The sequence below is a fragment of the Roseimicrobium gellanilyticum genome (genome assembly GCF_003315205.1).
GTDB lineage: Bacteria > Verrucomicrobiota > Verrucomicrobiia > Verrucomicrobiales > Verrucomicrobiaceae > Roseimicrobium > Roseimicrobium gellanilyticum.
On record NZ_QNRR01000005.1, the window covers coordinates 434,330 to 453,617 of the forward strand.

General features: G+C 59.6%; 11 protein-coding genes. 5 read left to right on the forward strand and 6 right to left on the reverse strand.

Features of this window, described 5'->3' with window-relative positions; genetic code table 11:
* Positions 1–21: 21 nt before the first annotated feature.
* Positions 22–777, reverse strand: coding sequence for a sulfur globule family protein (locus tag DES53_RS16640; RefSeq protein WP_113959404.1), 756 nt, complete (start codon positions 775–777; stop codon positions 22–24).
* 204 nt (positions 778–981) lie between these two features.
* Between DES53_RS16640 and DES53_RS16645 the strand changes: the two genes are divergently transcribed.
* On the forward strand, positions 982–4,287 hold the full coding sequence (locus DES53_RS16645; protein ID WP_170157178.1) for a VIT domain-containing protein: 3,306 nt from the start codon (positions 982–984) through the stop codon (positions 4,285–4,287).
* Between the two features lie 265 nt (positions 4,288–4,552).
* Here the strand turns inward: DES53_RS16645 and DES53_RS16650 are convergent, their stop codons facing one another.
* The 3 genes from DES53_RS16650 to DES53_RS33870 all read right to left on the reverse strand — a co-directional run bounded on the left by DES53_RS16650 (position 4,553) and on the right by DES53_RS33870 (position 7,199).
* On the reverse strand, positions 4,553–5,377 hold the full coding sequence (locus DES53_RS16650; protein ID WP_113959406.1) for a YceH family protein: 825 nt from the start codon (positions 5,375–5,377) through the stop codon (positions 4,553–4,555).
* 630 nt (positions 5,378–6,007) lie between these two features.
* Positions 6,008–7,012, reverse strand: coding sequence for a hypothetical protein (locus tag DES53_RS16655; protein WP_211325576.1), 1,005 nt, complete (start codon positions 7,010–7,012; stop codon positions 6,008–6,010).
* A 55-nt stretch (positions 7,013–7,067) separates the two neighbouring features.
* Positions 7,068–7,199, reverse strand: coding sequence for a hypothetical protein (locus tag DES53_RS33870; protein WP_281270170.1), 132 nt, complete (start codon positions 7,197–7,199; stop codon positions 7,068–7,070).
* Here DES53_RS33870 and DES53_RS16660 point away from each other — a divergent pair.
* The 4 genes from DES53_RS16660 (at position 7,198) to DES53_RS16675 (ending at position 15,332) form a co-directional block, all read left to right on the forward strand.
* On the forward strand, positions 7,198–10,860 hold the full coding sequence (locus tag DES53_RS16660) for a DUF1800 family protein (RefSeq protein ID WP_113959407.1): 3,663 nt from the start codon (positions 7,198–7,200) through the stop codon (positions 10,858–10,860). The two genes, DES53_RS33870 and DES53_RS16660, sit on opposite strands and share 2 nt — an antisense overlap.
* A gap of 32 nt (positions 10,861–10,892) precedes the next feature.
* Positions 10,893–12,524: a DUF1501 domain-containing protein gene (locus DES53_RS16665; protein ID WP_113959408.1), complete on the forward strand. Its 1,632-nt coding sequence runs from the start codon at positions 10,893–10,895 to the stop codon at positions 12,522–12,524.
* 133 nt (positions 12,525–12,657) lie between these two features.
* On the forward strand, positions 12,658–13,146 hold the full coding sequence (locus tag DES53_RS16670; protein ID WP_245958191.1) for a hypothetical protein: 489 nt from the start codon (positions 12,658–12,660) through the stop codon (positions 13,144–13,146).
* Positions 13,147–13,154: 8 nt separating this feature from the next.
* Positions 13,155–15,332: a peroxiredoxin family protein gene (locus DES53_RS16675; protein WP_113959409.1), complete on the forward strand. Its 2,178-nt coding sequence runs from the start codon at positions 13,155–13,157 to the stop codon at positions 15,330–15,332.
* A 351-nt stretch (positions 15,333–15,683) separates the two neighbouring features.
* Here DES53_RS16675 and DES53_RS16680 read toward each other — a convergent pair whose 3' ends face one another.
* Positions 15,684–16,526, reverse strand: a complete 843-nt coding sequence (locus tag DES53_RS16680; RefSeq protein ID WP_113959410.1) for a hypothetical protein — start codon at positions 16,524–16,526, stop codon at positions 15,684–15,686.
* 133 nt (positions 16,527–16,659) lie between these two features.
* The gene (locus DES53_RS33525) at positions 16,660–19,287 is read right to left on the reverse strand and encodes a secretin N-terminal domain-containing protein (RefSeq protein ID WP_113959411.1); all 2,628 of its coding nucleotides are present in this window, start codon (positions 19,285–19,287) and stop codon (positions 16,660–16,662) included.
* Position 19,288 lies beyond the last annotated feature (1 nt).

The window sequence follows — 19,288 nt, forward strand, 5'->3', positions numbered from 1 at the left end:
TTCGCTATCCGCACTCCGCTTTTACCGGTTCACCCGAATCACCGTATTCCCACCCACCGAGAATGAACCACGGATGATCGGCTGCACATAGGAGGAGCCGGAGTGATGGTGGTGATGTGGGGGGCAGTATCCCGAACCTCCGCCACCATAGATGGGGATGTAGGGATAGCCATAACCGTAGAATCCGGAATACAGGTAGCTGTAACGATCACGCCCATACTGCCGGTAGGTCCCGGCGCCGGGTGTGTATACCTGGGTGATGGGAGACAGAGACGGCACAATCTCCTCCATGGGCTCGGAAGAAGCCGTGCCGAGTTGTGGCGTGGCATCACCGGGGAGTGGTGCTGGTGCGAGAGGTGGGCCGAGTTCTGCCGCAGCCTTCTCCGCAGCGAGGCGCTGACGCTCACGCGCCATGAGGATATCCATTTTCTCCTCTTCACGGAGCTGCTGTTTTTTCAGGGCGAGCTCGCGCTTCTCAGCAGCTTCCTTCACGCGTTGTTCCTCGGCCTTGGCAAATTCTTCTGCCTTCGAGGCGTCATAGCGGAACCTGGTGCGCCATTCGTCGCTGAGATTCTCGAAGCTGATTTTCGAGACGCCCGCGTCGTGCATCACGGTCATGGCCTCAGGCGTGACTTTCAGGATGCGGCAGTTCTTGTACTTGTCCCCAGAGAGGGTGGTGAGCTGGAAAGGTTTGCCCGTCTCCTCTTCCGGAGCGGCCTGTGCGCTGGAGAGCAGCATCGCGGAAAGTGCCAGCGTGAGCATGAGCACGGTCTTCATGGTACAAGCCAACCACAGCCGGGGGGTGTGGTCAAGCCCGCGACCGTTGCGCGGTGGCGACGCAGTCCCGGCAAGAGGCTGAGCCTCATGAACTGAGCGCGCTGGGGGCTTTGTGGCGATTTTCCAATGTTTTCGCCAGCCGGACGTGTTGCCGGGAGAAGGTCCATTCCTGTGGTCTGTCACCCGCCTGCCCCTTTCGTACCGATGAAAGCGCTCCTTTTTGCCACCACCTCTCTCCTCCTGCTGGCAGCCAGCGGCACTGCCCAGACACCCGCACCCGGCAGCTTTGCTGCGAGCCGGGCGCCGGGCCTCTGGATCAATCGCGAGGTGAACCAATACCAGCCGATGGAGCTGCAGGCTGCCGCGGTGGACATCAAAGTGCGCGGCCATCTGGCCACCACCACGGTGGAGCTCACCTTCTACAACCCAAACTCACGCGTGATGGAGGGTGAGTTTGTTTTTCCACTCGATGAAGGACAGACCGTGTCCGGCTATGCCTTGGAGGTGGAGGGCAAGATGCGCCAGGCGGTGATTGTGGAGAAGCAACGAGGGCGGGCGATTTTCGAGGAGATTGTGCGGCGCGGCATCGACCCGGGACTGGCGGAGCTCACACGTGGGAATGTCTTTCGCACACGCGTGTATCCCATCTTTGCAGAGAAGACCAAGCGGGTGTCCGTGACCTTTGAGCAGGAACTCAAGGCCGACGGTGATACGTTTCGCTATGCCCTGCCCATGTTCATCCCGGGGAAGCTGAAAACGTATCGTACACATGTGGAGGTGGTGCGCGCTCCCGGTGTTCCCTTCACCAGGGGCAATGCGTGCGAGCCGCTGGAGTTCAAGAGACAGCGGAACAACCAGAGCCAGGTGGCGGAGTTCACGAAGGTGGGCGTGGAAATGTGGCGGCCGCTGGAGTTCCATGTACCGAAGCGGGATGACCGCACGCAAATCTTCCTGGTGGAGGACAAGGCGAAACCCTCCCAGCAATATTTCCACGCGCGTGTGGAGCCTCCCATCCCGCTCGATGCGCCTCCGCCAGTCTTCACGCCAAAGCGTGTGGCCATTTTCTATGATGCCTCGGGTAGTGCCGCAAGGCGCCTGCGTGCCCGCGAGTTGGAGATGCTGGATGCCTGGCTGAAACGTCTGGGTACGGTGAAGGTGGATCTGGTGATCTTCCGCAATGAGGCGGAGAAGCCAATCGCCTATGACATCAAGGATGGTGAGACGGCGGCGGTGCGCGAAGCGATGGAGTCTGCGGCTTTGGATGGAGGCACATCACTCGGAGCCGTGGACATTCGTGTGGTGCCGGAGGCGGATGCCGTCGTGTTGATGTCCGATGGCTTCTCCACTTTCAGCGCGGACGAGCCGGTGGTGACGCGACCCGATGGCAGCGCGCCACCACTCTTTGCCATTCACGCTGCGAAGCAGGCAGACGCGGCGAATCTCCAACGTCTGGCGCGCAAGACGGGCGGACAGGTGTTGAACCTCATGCGCCTGGAGGTGGACGCCGCTGTGGCATCCATGCGTATCCCACCTGTCAGACTTCTCCAGTGGCAGGTGATTTCGGGCAAGGTGGATGAAGTCGCCATTCCCCGACAGGAGCTGGAGGATGGGGCTCTGGTGATTGCGGGAAAGGTGCAGGGCAGGAGCGTCGTGGAGCTCAGCTTGGGGCGGACCAGCGACGCTGCGGTGAAACATCGGCTCACGCTGGAACCCGAGGAGGCTTTGGACCCTGCAAGCGGGGCCTTTGTGCGTCGGGCGTGGGCGCAGTGCAGGCTCGCGGAGCTCTCTGTCGATGCGAAGCGTCACGAGTCTGGGATCACGGCGCTGGGGAAGGAACATCGCATCGTGACTCCGGGTACCTCGCTCATCGTGCTGGAGCGTATCGAGGACTATGCACGCCATCGTTTGGAGCCCGTGGAGCCGGACCTGCGCGCGAAGTACCTTGCCTTTCTGAAGAGCCATCCTTACTACGGCCGGGAGAGGGATATGACGGTATCGACCGGCTATGTGGTGCACCAGTGGCAGGAGTTCAAGACATGGCACGAGAAGCGGCATCCCTGGCTGGAGTCCGTGATCAAAGGGGCTGCCGAGCACGAGGCTGCGCTGTATGAGGCACTGGCCGCGGGGAGTGCGCAGGGACTTCCCGGACCGATGTTGAAAGCGGAGGATGCTGTGGCGGCAGCGGCCCTGGCGCATCGTGCGGGCGTGCTCGCAGAGCAGTGGCAGGAAGCCAGCAAGGAAGATGACTCTCGTGCTGCCTGGCTCCAGGACGCGGCAAAGGTGCTGCGGGCGGTGCGTGCGCTGCGTCAGCAGCGGATGAATCTGGCGGGTCCCGGTGGCGTGTCTGCGGCGGGTGGCGGCTTTGGATTTGGCGGCGGTGGCGGCTTTGGCCGTGGAGTAGGCATCGGTGGGAGCAATGGTTTTGCCGGTTCCCTCGGCGACATGAATGGCGTGTTCACCGGAACTATGACGGTGAATGGCTCACTCGCCATGGATTCGTCCATGCCGGTTGAAGCACCGGCCTCGCGTGCAGCGACAGGAGCCCGTGACAAGAACGTCGAGGCGGAAGGACTGGAGGTGAAGCCATGGGAGCCTGATACACCCTATCTTACCAGACTGCGGAAGTCGGACGAGCCGGTGCAGGAGTATCTCTCCCTGCGGAACGAATATGCCACCAGCCCCGCTTTCTTCACCGACTGCGCCGGGTATTTCTTCACGGAGAAGAAGGACGCGACACTGGCCCTGCGCGTCCTTTCCAACCTCGCCGAGCTGGATCTGGAGAATGCCACCCTGCTGCGTACGCTCGCCTTTCATCTGAAGCAGCATGGTCGCCACGACCTGGCAGCGTTGGTGTATGAGGAGGTGCTGCGCATCCGTGGCGAGGAGCCGCAGAGCCGCCGCGATCTGGCGCTGTGCCTCGCACAGTTGCAGAAGCCGGATTTCTCGCGTGCGGTGCGTCTTCTCTGGGAGGTGGTCACGCGGCCCTGGGATCAGCGTTTCTATGGCATCCAGCTCACCGCACTGCATGAGCTCAATGATTTGGTCCAGCACATTCCCAAGGAACAGATGCCTGACCTCAAGGCGTTGGGAGTGGATGAGACCTTGCTCACTCCTGTACCCGTGGCCCTGCGAGTGGTGCTCTCGTGGGACACGGACAATGTGGATGTGAACTTCTGGGTCATCGACCCGGCAGGAGAAGTGTGTTTTGTTGGTGTGACCCGCACGAACACGGGCGGCTGCATGAGCGCCCGGATGTCCCGTGGTTACGGACCCGAGGTCTTCACCATTCGCCGCCCTCTCCCCGGGAAGTACACCGTGCTGGTGGCATGCCAGGGGAACTACCAGCAGAAGGCCTCCCTGCCACCCACGGTGCAACTGGAGTTCCAGTCAGGCTTCAATGAAGTGGGCTCGGTGAAACGGGAGCTTATCACGCGTCGACTGGAGAAGATGTACGACGCGATGGAAGTGGGAACGTTCTCCGTGAAGGTGGAGGACCTGGCGGCGGAGTAGGGGGGGCAATTCGCAAAGTGCCGCGTGTGAACGGCGCTATGGACCAAGGAGCGGCACTAGCCTGGTGCCGTCATGCAGGGTCATCGAAGTGATGACGCGAGGATGCGTTCGCGTGGCTTTCCAAGTGTGCGAGCAAGAGCGGGAGAAGAAGAGGCTCCGCACCCACACTTGCCCACCTGACACAGATACTCCCTGCGAGCGAAGCGCTCTGCACATGCCGTGCGAGTGGTGAGTGCGAGGCAAGCTTCTCACTTCATTCTCACCTTCACGGAATGAACCCGCCACCCGTGACTTCCTCGCCGCCGAGCGTCGCGCTTCTCGGAGTACTTCCACCACTGCCGATGTCGCTGAACGAACCACCGGCCTCGCGCAGTTCCAGGGAACCGAGGCGTCGCCTCAGCTCGGCCACTTCATCCCGCAGCATGGCGATTTCACTTTCCAGCCGCTCGCGCCACGCGATGTCGGTATTCGCCTGCACGGCAGCCTCGCCGGCGCTGCTGCTGGCGACGCCGGACATCTCCACCGGACCGCCGAGGAGATGCACATAGGTGATGGTCTTGCGCCCGCCGCCAGCAGGGATGCTCTCCACGAGGGGCGTCTCGGGATAGGTCATCAGTTCGCGTATGGCCGACTCGGCTGCGGGAATGTCGGCGAAGGCAAACATGCGCTCCGTGCGCTGGCGCAGCTCGCCTGCGGTCTGCGGGCCGCGCAGCAGCAGCACGCAGAGCAGGGCCAGGGTGGGCTTCTCCAGCCGGGGCAGCTTGTGCTCCAGGTTGTGCTTGTACTTCTGCACACGGGCTCCAGCCAGCGTCACCTGCAGGGCATAGCCGCGTGACTTCAAACCCTCCAGCGCCTCCCGCACCGTATCTTCGTCGAGCTTCAGCACGGGCTCGCGATTGGTGGTCTGGTTGCATGCTGCGACGAGCGCATTCAGCGTGAGCGGATAGTACTCAGGAGTGGTCATCTCCTTTTCCACCAGGCAGCCGAGCACGCGCACCTCCTGGTAAGTCAGGGGCTGCAAGGTTGTGACTGGCACCGTGTCCGGTGTGGAGGTGACGGCTGTGTCGGGGGAAGTGGATTCCGCATTCATGGGGGAGATGGAAAGGCGTGGGGGGCTTTGGCGCGTCTGAAAACCCGCAGTTAGGAGCTTAGCCAATCGATGACGGGAGCAAAGCGGATAAGCAAGAGGAAGTGCTGTGAGGTTTCACGCGATCTAGGACACACTGGCGGCAAACGATGACAGGATTTCTGATCGGCAGGTCATCATTCGGATCCGACGACTGGATCGCTCCTCAAAAGGAGGAGATATTGCGAAGGCTCTTTGTCGCCTGTGCGGACGGGTCCAGTGGTTTGGCGGTGGACTGGGTTTGAGATTGGCGTTCGAATGGTTGGTGCTGCGTCTTCTGAATCAAGCGCCTTATGGTCTACTGGGATTTGATCCCCAGATAGGTGATCGGGTTCGATAATATCCTTTTGTGCAAAAATATTCCCATCGAAATAAATGGGGCATCATATCGATGCATGCTGTCGATATCGATATTAGACAAGCATGCATAGCGCACGCTTGGTGGTGTATGGCTTATCGACACGCAACCATCAGATGGGTTGCCAGAGTATGGCAGTTACAATAAAAGAAGCGGGACATGGATCGATCCATGTCCCGCAATTTCGAGCAAGATATACAGGTGGAGTGAGGAAGGGCTCGAAAAATCTTATCAGATTACAGACCGTTGTAGATCGTTGAAGGAGTGATTTTCAATGTGCCTGCGGCACCCTTCCTCTCCAAAGAGAAGGCCGTGGGGAAGACAGTAGCTCCCATGTCGGTGTTGCCGGAGCCGACTTTCTTCCAGCCTGCAGTGAAGGAACCTACGGTATCTGTGTAGTAGTATTGATCCCATCCGCCGGTGCTGTTGGGGAACCAGAGGATGTCGCCCGTGGTCTCTGAGCCATGCAGCACATAGCTATGCAGGCCGCTATTGGTGAGGGTGGACCCGGCTGCATAATTGGTATTCACATCGGCGTTCACCCCAGTCGCTGCGAAGAAGAAGGTCGGAGCAGACCTGATGCTGCCGGAGAACTTCACGTCCAGATTGGTGAAGTGATTCCGCTGAATCCAGATGCCATCGACATGGTATACAGGAAGGCTGGCCGCGCTGGTGGTGCCGCTGTTCACTTCGCGCCATCCTGCCACGCTGGTGGAGTAGTACACATACTTGTAACCGCCAGCGCCATCAGGGATGTAGACAAGGTCTGCATTGCCGGTCCAACTCTCAGTAGGACTGGGGCGGAGGCCTGCCTGGTTGGTGGTGCCGAAGAGTGTTGCAGGCGTATGCGCAGCACGCACCACGTAGGTATCTCCTACTGCAGAGAGTGCAGAGAGATCTTCTTCAGTGGTGAGCACACGTTGCGCAACCGCAGTGACGGGACTTGCCACGCCTCTGTTGGTTCCACTGGTGATTTCCACCCAAAGGTTGCTCTGTCCGGCGAGGGCCACGAGAAAATCGACATTGTTATCCGTCAATGATCTCACGGCCTCCGCATCGATCTTCCCTGATGCTAACATCGGGCGTACAAAATTCACCCCTACAAGAGAAGTGGACCATGCGCGTGCGGTGACGGTATGAAAGCCTGCCAGCTTGGAATTGGTGTTGGCAGGTACTTGCCCAGTAGCGGTGGTGGTTGCGCAGATCAGGGCAGCAGCGGCGAGGAGGTGCAGTTTATTCATAAGGTTAGAATAAGCTGCCGGAAACACTACCGGATTATGCGAACCTATGTCGAGACTAAAAAATTTGATTATCATTTAATAAGGATTTAGCAAAATAGGATTGACCTTTTTTTGCGAAATTGGCAGCCTCGGCGGGAATTGGCTCCGCCGCCTGTTGAAGCATTAAAGCAAAAACAAAAAGCGTCATGACTCGCTCCTCACTCCTCACTCTACTGGGTGTTACATCGGCCTTCGGACTGGCCGTTTCCTCTGTGCAAGCAAGCACGGATTACAACAACGATGGATACGATGATGTATGGCAGCATCGTCATTCCGTCACCGTGTCAAGTTTCCCTCTGGCCAGCGATTATGATGGCGATGGATACACCAACCAGGCGGAATCCGTTGCTGGTACAGACCTGCGCAATTCACTCGATTGTCCGGAAATCACCAACACGGTGATCTCGGGCACGAACGTCCAGGTGTCGATCAAAACGCAGACCGGAAAATCGTACCAACTGCAGAGCAGCGCGGCGCCCAATGGCCCTACATGGACCAATGAGGGCACGGCCATCACTGGCAACGGCGCTGTCCAGACGGTGACGGTGGCGTCTGGAACGGGCACCAAGCACTATCGCTTCAGTGTCTCGGACAAGGACACGGATGGTGACGGGGTTTCCGATTGGGCAGAAGGCCTGATGGGAACAAATCCGGCGCTCGCCAATTCTCCGGCCAATGCCTCCGGTGGTGCAGCCAGCGATGCGGATGTCCTTCGCAGCTTGATGTCCTTCACCACCGCGGTGATCACCTCGAGCGCCTATGAGAAGGAAAACACCAATGGTCGCATTCGCATTACACGCACCTTTGGCACCATGCCGCTGACGTTGAGCCTCACGACTTCAGGAAACACAGTGGCCACGAAGGGCTCCGCCGCATCCACCGACTACACCCTAAAGGATGGCGCCGGCGCGGCCCTTTCCGCGAGCTCATTCACGGTGCCGAGCGGCGCAACCACCTTCGATGTGCAGATCGCACCGGTGGTGGAAACGCCCAATGTGCCTGAAGTGCCGGAAATGCTCCGTCTCACCCTCCGCCGCGTCAATGGCAGCGTGACGGTCCCTGTGGGATCCACCCAGGGCGTGAATATTCGTGATGCCACGAACGTGGATGCGAATCGCAAGCTCTTCGTTGCCTATCTCGGACGTGAAGGTGGCGCCATCACCACGGCAACCGGCCTGGCTACGCTGCTCCTGAATGGGGACAATACGGTGGGCGAAGTGAATTCCACCTTCAGCAACCTGACCTCTGCCCAGAGCGCCTCACACTTGCATGCCGCTCCTGCGACGGACCCTCAAGCCAGTGGACCTATTGTGGAAAGCCTTCCCCTCGGGCAGGTGACCGGACATCTCTATGACGTGCAGGCGGAGACGATCGCTTCCTGGGCGACGGATCAGGCTGCCCTCAACGCTCTCTTTGGAGGTTTTGTATATATCAACGTGCATAGTGCCAACTACGGCAGCGGAGAAATTCGCGGCAACTACACCCTGAGTGATGGTTCCATCAATCCGCCTCCGGCTCCTCCGGCTCCTCCAGCTTACGGCAGCGCCGAGTGGCCTACACTTGCAGGAAGTGACTTGGATCGTGATATCGTGCGCTTCCTCACGCAGGCCACCTACGGAGCCACTCCAGAGAGCATCCAGGAAGTAAAGGCCCTTATCACGGCCAATGGCAACAATGCCATCGCTGGCTACACCGCCTGGATCAACAAGCAGATGGACCTCGCGCAGACCCCCTCGCCTTCGCTGCAAAAGCTGGTGCAGGCCGCGGACATGGAGGAGTTCATTCTCCGCAACAACAAGCCCATCAATGCCGGCAATGACCCGCAGTTCGGTGGCGCCTCGTTCGGATGGAACACCACCTCCCGTACCTGGACCTCGAGCACCATCCACCAGAACAACTACCCGTTCCAGAACAACCGCCGCCGTGAGTGGTGGACGCTCGTGATGCAGAGCAAGGACCAGCTCCGCCAGCGCATGGCTCTTGCCCTGAGTGAAATCGTGGTGGTGTCCGAAAACGATGGCACGGTGCAGGCCTATCACTATGGTCTGGCCAACTACTGGGATATGCTGGCGGCAAATGCCTTCGGCAACTACCGCACGATTCTGGAGGAAGTCACCTACAGCCCCGTCATGGGGATCTACCTGAGCCACCTGAAGAATCAGAAGGCCACCGGCACCATCAGCCCGGATGAGAACTATGCGCGTGAAATCATGCAGCTCTTCTCCATCGGCCTGGTGCAGCGGCACCTGAACGGCGCGCTGAAGCTGGGCAACAATGGTCTCCCGGTTCCCACCTACGACCAGGGTGACATCACCGAGCTGGCCCGCGTGTTCACCGGCATGAGCTTCGGCAAGCGTCATCAAAGCGTGGCGAATGCTCCGACTTATCCCACGGCATCCACGCAACGCATCGGCACCACGCTGGAGGACAACACCAACTTCTTCGAAGGCAATGGTGTCCGCTTCTGGCAGGGACAGTGGATGAACCGCATGAAGATGTTCGACACCTACCATGACTTCAATGCGAAGGTGCTGTTCAACGGCAAGGCAGGCCAGACAAGCATCCCGGCCCGCACGAACAACGCCACTCCTGAATCGGAAGGCAATGCGGATGTGATCGATGCGCTGAACGCCATCGCGGGTAATCCCGCCTCGGGCACGTACAACGGGCATCCGAATACGCCGGTGTTCATCGCGCGCCTGCTGATTCAGCGTTTCACCACGTCGAACCCCAGCTCCGCGTACCTCTATCGCGTGGCTGAGAAGTACCAGTCCACCAAGGGCAATCTGGGTGAGGTCATCAAGACCATCCTGCTCGACTATGAAGCCCGCAGTCTCTCCATTGCGGACAACACCGTCGCCGCAGGCAAGCCGAAGGAGCCCATCCTTCACTTCGCTGCCATGCACCGTGCGCTGAAGTGCTATACGGGTTCACCACTGGTGAATCTCACGACGATGCCCATCACCTTCACCACCATGCAGGCGCCCACGACGACGGCCTACGAGACGACGGAATACAACAAGTTCCCCGCCAACTCCGTCCGCTTCCGCTGGGCAGATACGCAGGGTGCCATCACCCAGTCGCCGCAGCGTCCACCGAGCGTGTTCAACTGGTTCCTGCCAGACTATGTCGTGCCGGGTCCGCTGGCCACAGCCGGTTTGAAGGCGCCGGAGCTGCAAGTGGCGACGGAGTCGAATGTCGTGAACGTGATCAATGCCCACTACAACACCATCTTCACTTCGTATCCACCGACGGTGAAAGCAGGTCGCGGATTGGATGACTACTTCAACCTCGCGAACTACCAGACAGGTGCGGGAGCACAGCTCTCGATCCCGCAGTACGGTGTGGACAAGGGGTACTTCGATTCCACGACGTTTGACGCTTCGCCTGCCCCAGCTACGGACCAGCCGAACAACCACAACAACCAGCTCGACAACCTGGTGCCCAAGTGGGATGAGCTGATTGCGTTGTACACGAATACGTATACCACAGTGCTGACGGCCCAGTACGCGCCGAGTCCCGTGCCGGCCACCCCTGGCACCACCCAGAAACAGACGGCTCACGCGGAAGCGGTGAAGGCCATCGTGGATCAGTGCGACCTGCTGATGTCCGCGGGATATCTGAAGGCGAAGTTCGGTGCTTCGGCCACGGCGAATCCGAGGCAGTCCATCATCGATGGGTTGAACCTCATCGCCGCCAACAACCGTCACACAACGGATGCGACAAACTTCACCAATGACGCGCGAACCCGGTGCCGGAACGCCCTCTACCTCGTGACGATTACTCCGCAGGCCCTCATCCTTAAATAAGTAACGTTCCGCACCTCTTACCTCTTCATTGTATGAACCTAATCTTTCGTCGCAAGAACGAGCCCAGCCGCCGCCAGTTCATGGTACAGACCGGCTGTGCCGCCATGGGCATCACCAGCATGGTGAATACCATCGCGCACCTGAAGCTCATGCAGGGTGCGCTCAATGCGCAGGCTCCGCCCTCGGGATACCGGGCGCTGGTCTGCGTATTCCTGAACGGGGGCAATGACTCCAACAACATGCTCCTTCCCTTCAGCGGGACGGCCCGTACGGACTATGAAGCCGGACGTGGTATGTTGACCATTCCCGTAAACAATGCCACTGCCTCGCTGAACGCGCTTCAGCTCAATGCCACGAATATTGCCGAGTGTGATCCACTCGGCGGTTATCTGGGCACGCTCGGGGTGCATCCCAAGTTCAACCACATCAAGACCATCTTCGACGAAGGTGATGCGGCGTTCGTGGCAAATGTGGGCACGCTGACTTATCCCGGCGTGACCCGTGCGAACTACCCCACCGCACCGAAGCCGCCGCAGCTCTATTCGCACTCAGACCAGCAGGTGCAGTGGCAGAGCTCGATTCCTGATCGTCCCTTCACCAGTGGATGGGGTGGTCGCATCGCGGACCTGCTCGATCCCTTGCACAATCCCAGCAGTGGGAATGCCTCCATGTCCATCTCGATCTCCGGGGTGAACAGCTTCCAGGTGAGCCCCACGGGGGTGGTCGCTCCCTATGTGATGACCAGCGGCGGCCTTGTCAGCCTCGCCGGTTACGGGACGAACTACACCAGCGCGGTGAATGACCCGAACATCCTGTTCCAGGCGGCCAACTACAAAACGGCGGAAGCCGGGCGCCGTCTGCAGGCATTCGAGAACATTCTCAACATGTCCCATGCGAGCCTCATGGAGAATGCCTACAACGGCGTCGCCATGAATGCCCGCCTGACAGAAGGCATGGTGGGCACGGCGCTCCAGGGCACCGTGGGCACCACCGCCGGCACCACGACCCTCGACACCTACTTCAATAACGCCTTTACCGGCACAGGGTTGAACGTGAACAATGACTTCACCAACCAGATGAAGCTGGTGGCGCGGTTGATTGCGGGACGGGCAGCTCTGGGGAATACCCGCCAGATCTTCTTCGTCCAGCACGGCGGCTACGACACCCACATCGCCCAGATCCCGGCAGGCAGCAATACGGCGGGTCACACCGGATTGATGAACTACCTCAACTGCACATTGAAGGGATTTGCGGATGCGATCAAGGGACCGGAAGTGGGCAACCAGTGGGACAATGTGACATCCTTCACTGCGTCCGACTTCACGCGTACCTTCACCGCGAACAAGACGGATGCCACGGCGGGCTCCGACCACGCTTGGGGTGGCCACACCCTGATCATGGGCGGTTCCGTCAAGGGTGCTCGTGTCTACGGCAAGTTCCCTGTACTGAAGCTGGGCAACAGCGGCGACCCGAATACCATCGATGCCACCACGGCCAACCGCGGTCTCTGGATTCCCAGCACTTCGGTGGACCAGTATGCCGCTGTCCTGGCCCGCTGGCTTGGCGTGAGCGATTCGGCTCTGGATGACATCTTCCCGAACCTTCCGCGTTTTGTTACGATTCCCAATATCATTTCGGGTAACATGGACTTCATGAATGCCTGATGAGTAGAATGGATGCGCCGATGTGCTGTCACCGTATTTGGCGGTGACAGCACGTCGGGAATAACTTTATCTTCATACAAGTGTGGTTATGGCGGGAGCGAACTCTTCAAGGTCAAAGGTTGTTATCGTTGTCGTGGCGCTCGTGGCAGTGTTGGGAGCCATCTGGATATTTTTTCCGGATCCCGCGAAGGATGCGGGTGGTAAAAATCGAGGCGATGCCACCGCCGACAGCAAAGGTACCCAGCTGCCGCCGCCCCCGGCCCCCTCGGTGCCGATTGAGTTGCACGGGGCAGCGAATGAACTTTCCGACCTGGTCGCCAAAGCAGGTCTCACTCCGGAGGAGCGCATCCAGGGAGTCGGCCAGTTGCTGTACACTTACCGGCAGGGATTTGGAGGCAATCCACCGGGGCTGAATGAGGATGTTGTCACCGCGCTCTTGGGCGTGAATGAAAAGCACACCGCCCTGCTGCCCAAGACCTGCGCCGCTATTCGTGATGGCCAGCTCGTGGATGACTGGGGCACGCCCTACTGGTTTCATGCCATCAGCTCAAAGCAGATGGAAGTGCGCTCTGCAGGCCCGGATCGTGAACTTTTTACCCCGGACGACCTTACACTCGAGTAGACTGCGGCATGGATTTTCGCGTGCTCGCGTCTTGCTCGCTGGCATGGCTGCTCTCCTTGGGGGCAGTCATGGCGGAGGCAAAGCCGGAGGCGGTGCAGTGTCTCTCCGCGCTGGCGTGGCAGCGTGAGCAGGAGTTTCAAAAGCCGCCGAATGACGAGGCGGCCTTCCGGCGCGGGCCATTTGCCTATCCACAACGTGAGGATGCAAAGCCGTTGCCTGCTGCGCTGAACCTGCCTGTCACGGTGTCTTCATCCGTAGAGAAGGCGGAGGTGGAGCTTAGGATTGCAGCAGGGGTGCGTGCCCTTCATGCGTTTGCCGATGGAGAGGCGGAGTGCTGGTTCCGTGACGCGACCCGGCTGGATCCCCAGTGTGCGAGCGCATGGCTGGGCCTCGCCATGGCGAATGAGAAGCTGCCTTCGCGTGCGCTGTATTTCCTGGACAAGGCAAAGGCCGCACAAGCTCGCACGTCGCGAGAGGATGGGTGGATTGCGGCCTATGACATCTTCTTCCAGACGGCGCGTTCCGCAGACCTGCTGGAACGGCTGGCGACCTTGAGCGGCGCCCTGCAGAAGCAGGGAGACAACCGCTGCGCGGAGACCTTTGCGTTACGTTATCGTATCGTTCGTGCGAATATCGCCAGGATACAGCTTGCTGACGCAGCAGAGGTTGCCGGGACCTATGCGAAATGGACCGACGAAGAGGGTGGGGAAGCTCTGCTGTTCTATCCCGTACTGCTGTGGTTGAAGTTTGACCCGGCCAAGGCAGCGCTGCACACGAAGGCCCTTCAGGAAATGGATGGCGCAGCATCCGCCTGGCGTCTCGCGGCGGAGCCTGCGCTTGCGTTGGGGAACTACCACGAAGCGGCAGCGTGCCTGGAGGTCGCGCTCGCGAAGGTGCAGAACCCCACGCAGGCATCATCGTCGGTCCCATCGTCCGAGAGGGAGCATGCCGCGCTACAGTATGCCAAGGCGCTGGCGTGGTGTTTTTTTCATGGTGGTCAGTCCTCGCGTGCCATGGATAATGCGTTGACTCTCGTCGGCGCGCCCCGCAAGCCGGGCTTCACGGGACTGGAGGCCGTGGACGATGAGCCCGAGAGTGGCTACTTGGGCGCGCTTCAACTGCGTGCCCAACTGTGGATGGCCACGGGCGGATGGGAATCTCTGGCAGATGAAACACATGCTGCCATAACTGGCACACGCAAGGAGGATGGCCTGCTGGTGCGGGTACATCAGTACTACTGGGCCGTACTCGCGAACGCTGCGCTCGGTCGTGGGAAGGAAGCGCAGCATGCCAAAGTGGAACTCGGCAAGGCGGCAGATGAGATTGCCCGCACTCCATACCTCACCCGCCATTCCAACCTGGCATCCGGTTACGTGCGCGGTGCAGAGGCCTTCTACGGTCTCGTGCAGGGTCGCATCTCACCGTTCATGAAGGATATCGCCCATGTGCCCGGATTCATACTGGCTCCGTGGATGAGCAAGGCAGGTGCGTCCTCCGCTGCACAGGCCCTGGTGGACGAGGCGTTGAAGGAGCATCCAGCGTCGCAACCTCTATCGCGCATCGCTACGTCGTTGAGAAGTGGCCCGGCTGCCGTGGATGCGCTCGTGACATTCTCTCCGGCGCTTGCACCGGCGACGGTGTACAGCAGAAGTGTCTGGTCCTACAGGAACTTCCGGCCCGCGCAGCCAGAGTTCTCCCTGCCGGATAAGAGCGGTGTGACGCATGCGCTCAAGGAATTCAAAGGTCGTCCCGTGCTGGTCATCTTCTTCCTGGGCCAGGGCTGCGCCCATTGCATTGAGCAGTTGCAGAAGTTCCGACCGCTGGTGGGTGCGTATGAGCAGGCCGGGATTCCCATCGTGGCCATCGGCACGGATAGTGTGGCGAAGCTGGAGGAGAGTCTCGGTCCCGGACCGGAGCTGAACCCGGACCTGCCCTATCTCATTCTCTCAGACGAACCGATGGCTGCCTTCAAGGCATGGAAGTGCTATGATGAGTTTCTGCAGAAGCCACTGCATGGCACCTTCCTGCTGGATGGAGATGGCGGTGTATTATGGAGTGATATCAGCCATGACCCATACTCACAGGCCGGCTACCTTCTGGGCGAGTGCCAGCGGTTGTTGAGGCTGCATGGCGGTGAGGCGAAGCCGTCTTCGGTCATGACGACGGGGCAAGGGGAGGGGAAGTAGCCGAGTGTAAGGCTCATCTCCCGAGCTCTCATACCAAAGAAAGGTAAAACCGCGTCCATAGATAGAAGGCGTCGGATTACTTGAAACGGTTCATGCGGTAGGAGTATCTTTGGAACGTGGACATGGCACAGGCTCAAGGAGTGGGAACGCCTCGTTCCCGTGGGTGAAAGGGTCCATGACGTGTATCTGCCGAAGTAATCTTTTGGCATACAGGGACTGCTCGGCACGCAACATCACCAAGCATGGTGACCGGTGACGGGAACGCCTCGTTCCCGTTCCTTGGGCCTGCCGCAACGCGTTGGGTAAGTTCGCGCTCAAAGACCCGCTTTTAACTCATCGTGGTATGAGGTGTCATTCAGACTCAGGTGCGCCTTGTGGATAGAGATCATGAAACAACTCATCCTCGTGCTTGAGCTTCTTGAGCAGGGCATCGCCTTTTTCCAGGAGGTTCAGCAGGTAGTAGGTGCGCACCAGTTCATATTGGGCCTGCCTGACATAGATGGCCTGTGACGGATCTGATGCGGCCTGTGACCTTGGTCGTGCTTTCAGGAAAGCCTCCCACCGTGCGCGCGCTTGTTCCAGATTCTTTGACTCAGTGGCGGCTACAAACTCCACCGCATGGGGTCCGTTGTAGTTTCTGGCCAGATGAACGAGGCCATCAAGGGGCTGGTATTCCTTTTGGGCACGTCCGGAGTCAGAAGTCGTAGGTTCGGTAGACTCACGAGCAGGAGGGCTGACCTCCTTTTCGGCTCCTCCAGTGTAGAGAGCGTCGAAAAATCCATCCTCCCGTTTGATGTTTCTCAACAGAGCATCGCCTGCGGTTTCGTCACCGAGGTGGTAGTCGATCCTCACTGCCTCGTACAGCGCTGCACGCACCAGACGAATGTGTGGTGCATCTTCATAGCCTTCGGCAGGGTCATCGCCCGGCTTGTGGACTGCCAGGAATACCTGCCACCGGAGCTTTGCGATGTTGAGGTTCTCCGCAGTCATCGCGGCAAAGAAGTCTTCCCGGAGCTGGCCTCTGAAACGATCAATTTGATCTTTATACTGGGGGCGTGCCGGCCTTTCGCCTTCGAGGGGAAGGTATGGACTCTTGCTGTTGGGTTCCGCGCCTGACGAGCTCGAACCGAGGAGCAACACAACGGCTGCCACGTTGCATGCCAGGACGGTCGCGATGGTCACGTGCGGTCTCATGGGGTTATTTTGATTGGGGCGCAACTCTCCGGCAGTTATAACGCCGGTGAGTGGCCTCATCCCGGAGGAATCGCCATAGGCAGCAATTCGGATGTGGGGGAAGCGGACGATGACGAACTTGCCCGATATCTGTTTACTTGCTCTTCAGCGCGGCCTTGTTCTTTTCGTGCTTGGTCTTGGCAGAGGGAGCTGCCGCGGTGGGCTTGTCCTCGACCAGTGTGGCCTTGGAAGATGAGGTGCCCTTTTGCTTGAGAATCACTTTCGGTCCCGGTTCGGCGGGAGGCACATCGTTGTTCTTCCACTCCGGCATCGGCAGCAGGGGGCTGTTGGGGTCGGCGTCGCGAAGGGGGATGGCGTTCAGAGGCGTGTCATCCTGCGGGTCGGCGAAACGCTTGTTGCGGTCCCAGCTTTCGTTGTTCTTGTTCCAGTCAGCCTGTTCCTGGATGTGGCTCTGACCGTCCGCCATGATGCGGGGCTGCACGAAGATCATGAGCTCACGGCGGTCCTTCGTTTTGCTGGTGTTGCCGAAGAGATGCTTCAGCACCGGTACCTTGATGAGGAAGGGCAGGCCCTTCTTGTCATTGCGGTCGCGTTCCGTAATGAGGCCGCCCAGCATGACGGTGGTGCGGTCCGGGACGATGAGTGTGTTCATCATGCCCTGCTCGGAAATGTTCGGCACCTGGTTGCCACTGATGGTGGTGAAGCCGGAAATGTCGTTGTTCGTCTGCTTGAATTCGAGCATAATCTCCTTGTCGTTGAAAATGTGCGGCACGATATCGAGCTCCAGACGCACGGGGATGTACTGTGTGGTGGAGTAGATGCCTACGTTATCCGCGGTATTGTCTCCCGTGGCATAAGTCTGGCCGGGGATGGCGACCTGCTGCCCGATGTAGATTTTCGCCGGCTTGTGGTTCAAGGTGGTGACGGTGGGCTTTTGCATCACGTGGAAGCGATTGGTCGATTCCAGCGTGTGGAGGAAGACATTGAGGTGCTTCCCGATTTGTCCGTAGACCGTGAGGCCATCGAGGGCGGGAAGGAAGTCGGTGGCGTTTCCAAGTTCACCGAGGTCAGCGAAGGCGGTGCCCTGGGTCTTCAGCACGCCACCCACCAGGCTGTCTTCCCCCACGGATTGCAGGGTCTGAATCCAGTCGAGGCCAAAGTTGAATTCATTTCCCAGAGAGAACTCGCCGATAATGACTGACAGCAGGATTTGCTTGGGGCGCACGTCGAGTTGGTCCGCCAGTTCCATGAGTGTGCGGAGTTCATCAGGAGGGCCGCTGGCGTAGAACTTCGAGCTGGCCGGATCCACAATCACCAGCGTGCGCCCAATCAGGATGCTCTCCGCCTTTTCCGTGACTTGCAGCGTGGAGCCGCCGCCAAATCCGCCGCCACCGCCGCCGCTTAAGCTCCCACCGAAGCTGCTACCACCACCGCCGCCGCCGCCGTAGAGGCCGCCGCCAGTGCCCCCCAGCCCGCCGCCCATGCCGCGTGATCCGAAGCCGCCCATGGAGTTGGAGGAGTCAAATCCGTTGTTGCCTGTGTTGGTGTTGGCGCGTGAGTTGCCACCGGTACCGTCCAGGGAAGACGCGCCGGCAGCGTCGGGGGAATTCCGCAACAGGGCCTTGCTTGCGATATCCACGAAGGTGGTGAGATCGATGTAGTTCAACCGACGGGACACCATGCGGCTGGTGGGAGATTCGGCATCCAGCTCCTTGATAAGGCTTTCCATGTACTCGATGTCTACGGGGCGTGCGATTACCAGCAGGCTGTTTGTCCGTGCGATGGGGGTAATCTTTGGCTGCGACGCCTCACTCTCGGCGCCGTTGGAACCCACGTTTGCCACCACGCTCGCTTGGGCGGCATTTCTTGCGGCGTTCTGCTGCGGCGTTCCTCCCGGTGCTGCTGGATTGATCGGCGGGGTTCCTGGTCTGGTTGTTGGTGGCCGGCTTGTACCACCCTTGCCATATCTGGAACCGCCGCTTCCGGCGTTGCTTTGATCCAATCCCATCAGAAGGATGAGCTGATCTGCGACTTCAAACACATCAGCGCGTTCGAGGAGGATGGTCTTGTGTTTCGTCTCGCTGGGAGGAAGGTCGACCTGCTTGGCGAGTTCGACGTATGCGAGAATGGTATTCGAGTTCTCCGTGATGACGAGGCTGCGGCTGTTCGGCACGACACCGATGCTGCCATACGGGTGCAGCGGGATGATTTGTGAAAACGCCTGTGAGGCCTCTTCCGCATCCAGATGTTTGAGCTGCAGGACAAAGCTCACCACCTGATCGGTCTTGGGGAGCTCGTCCGCACGCAGGAAGATGGGCACACCTTCCGAGGAGGGCATCTTGCCGGACTCAGCAGCAAGGAGCTTCACCATATTCCCGCCGCTGGGCACAAAGGAGTAGCCGGCGAGCAGCAGGGACTTCTCCACGAACTCGATGGCTTCTTCACGGGTGAGAGTACCGCTGGTCTCGATGGTGACCGTCACGTCTTCGAGCTTGGGGTCACGGATGACGCGCTTCTTCGTGAGCTGCTGGTAGAGCTCGATCACGTCCGTCATCTGCGCCGCGGGCATCTGCAGACGGATGCCGTCTTCGGCTCCCGCTGCGGGAGTCGCTGCCGCGGACCCCGCCTGACCGGGGCCGGGCACTGGGGGCCTCACAATATTGCGTGGTGTGGGCGCGGGAGGTGCGGGCTGCTGGGCTTGAAGGACAGCACCCAGAGCGAGCAACAGCACAGGGATGGAAAGGCAAAAACGAAGACGCATG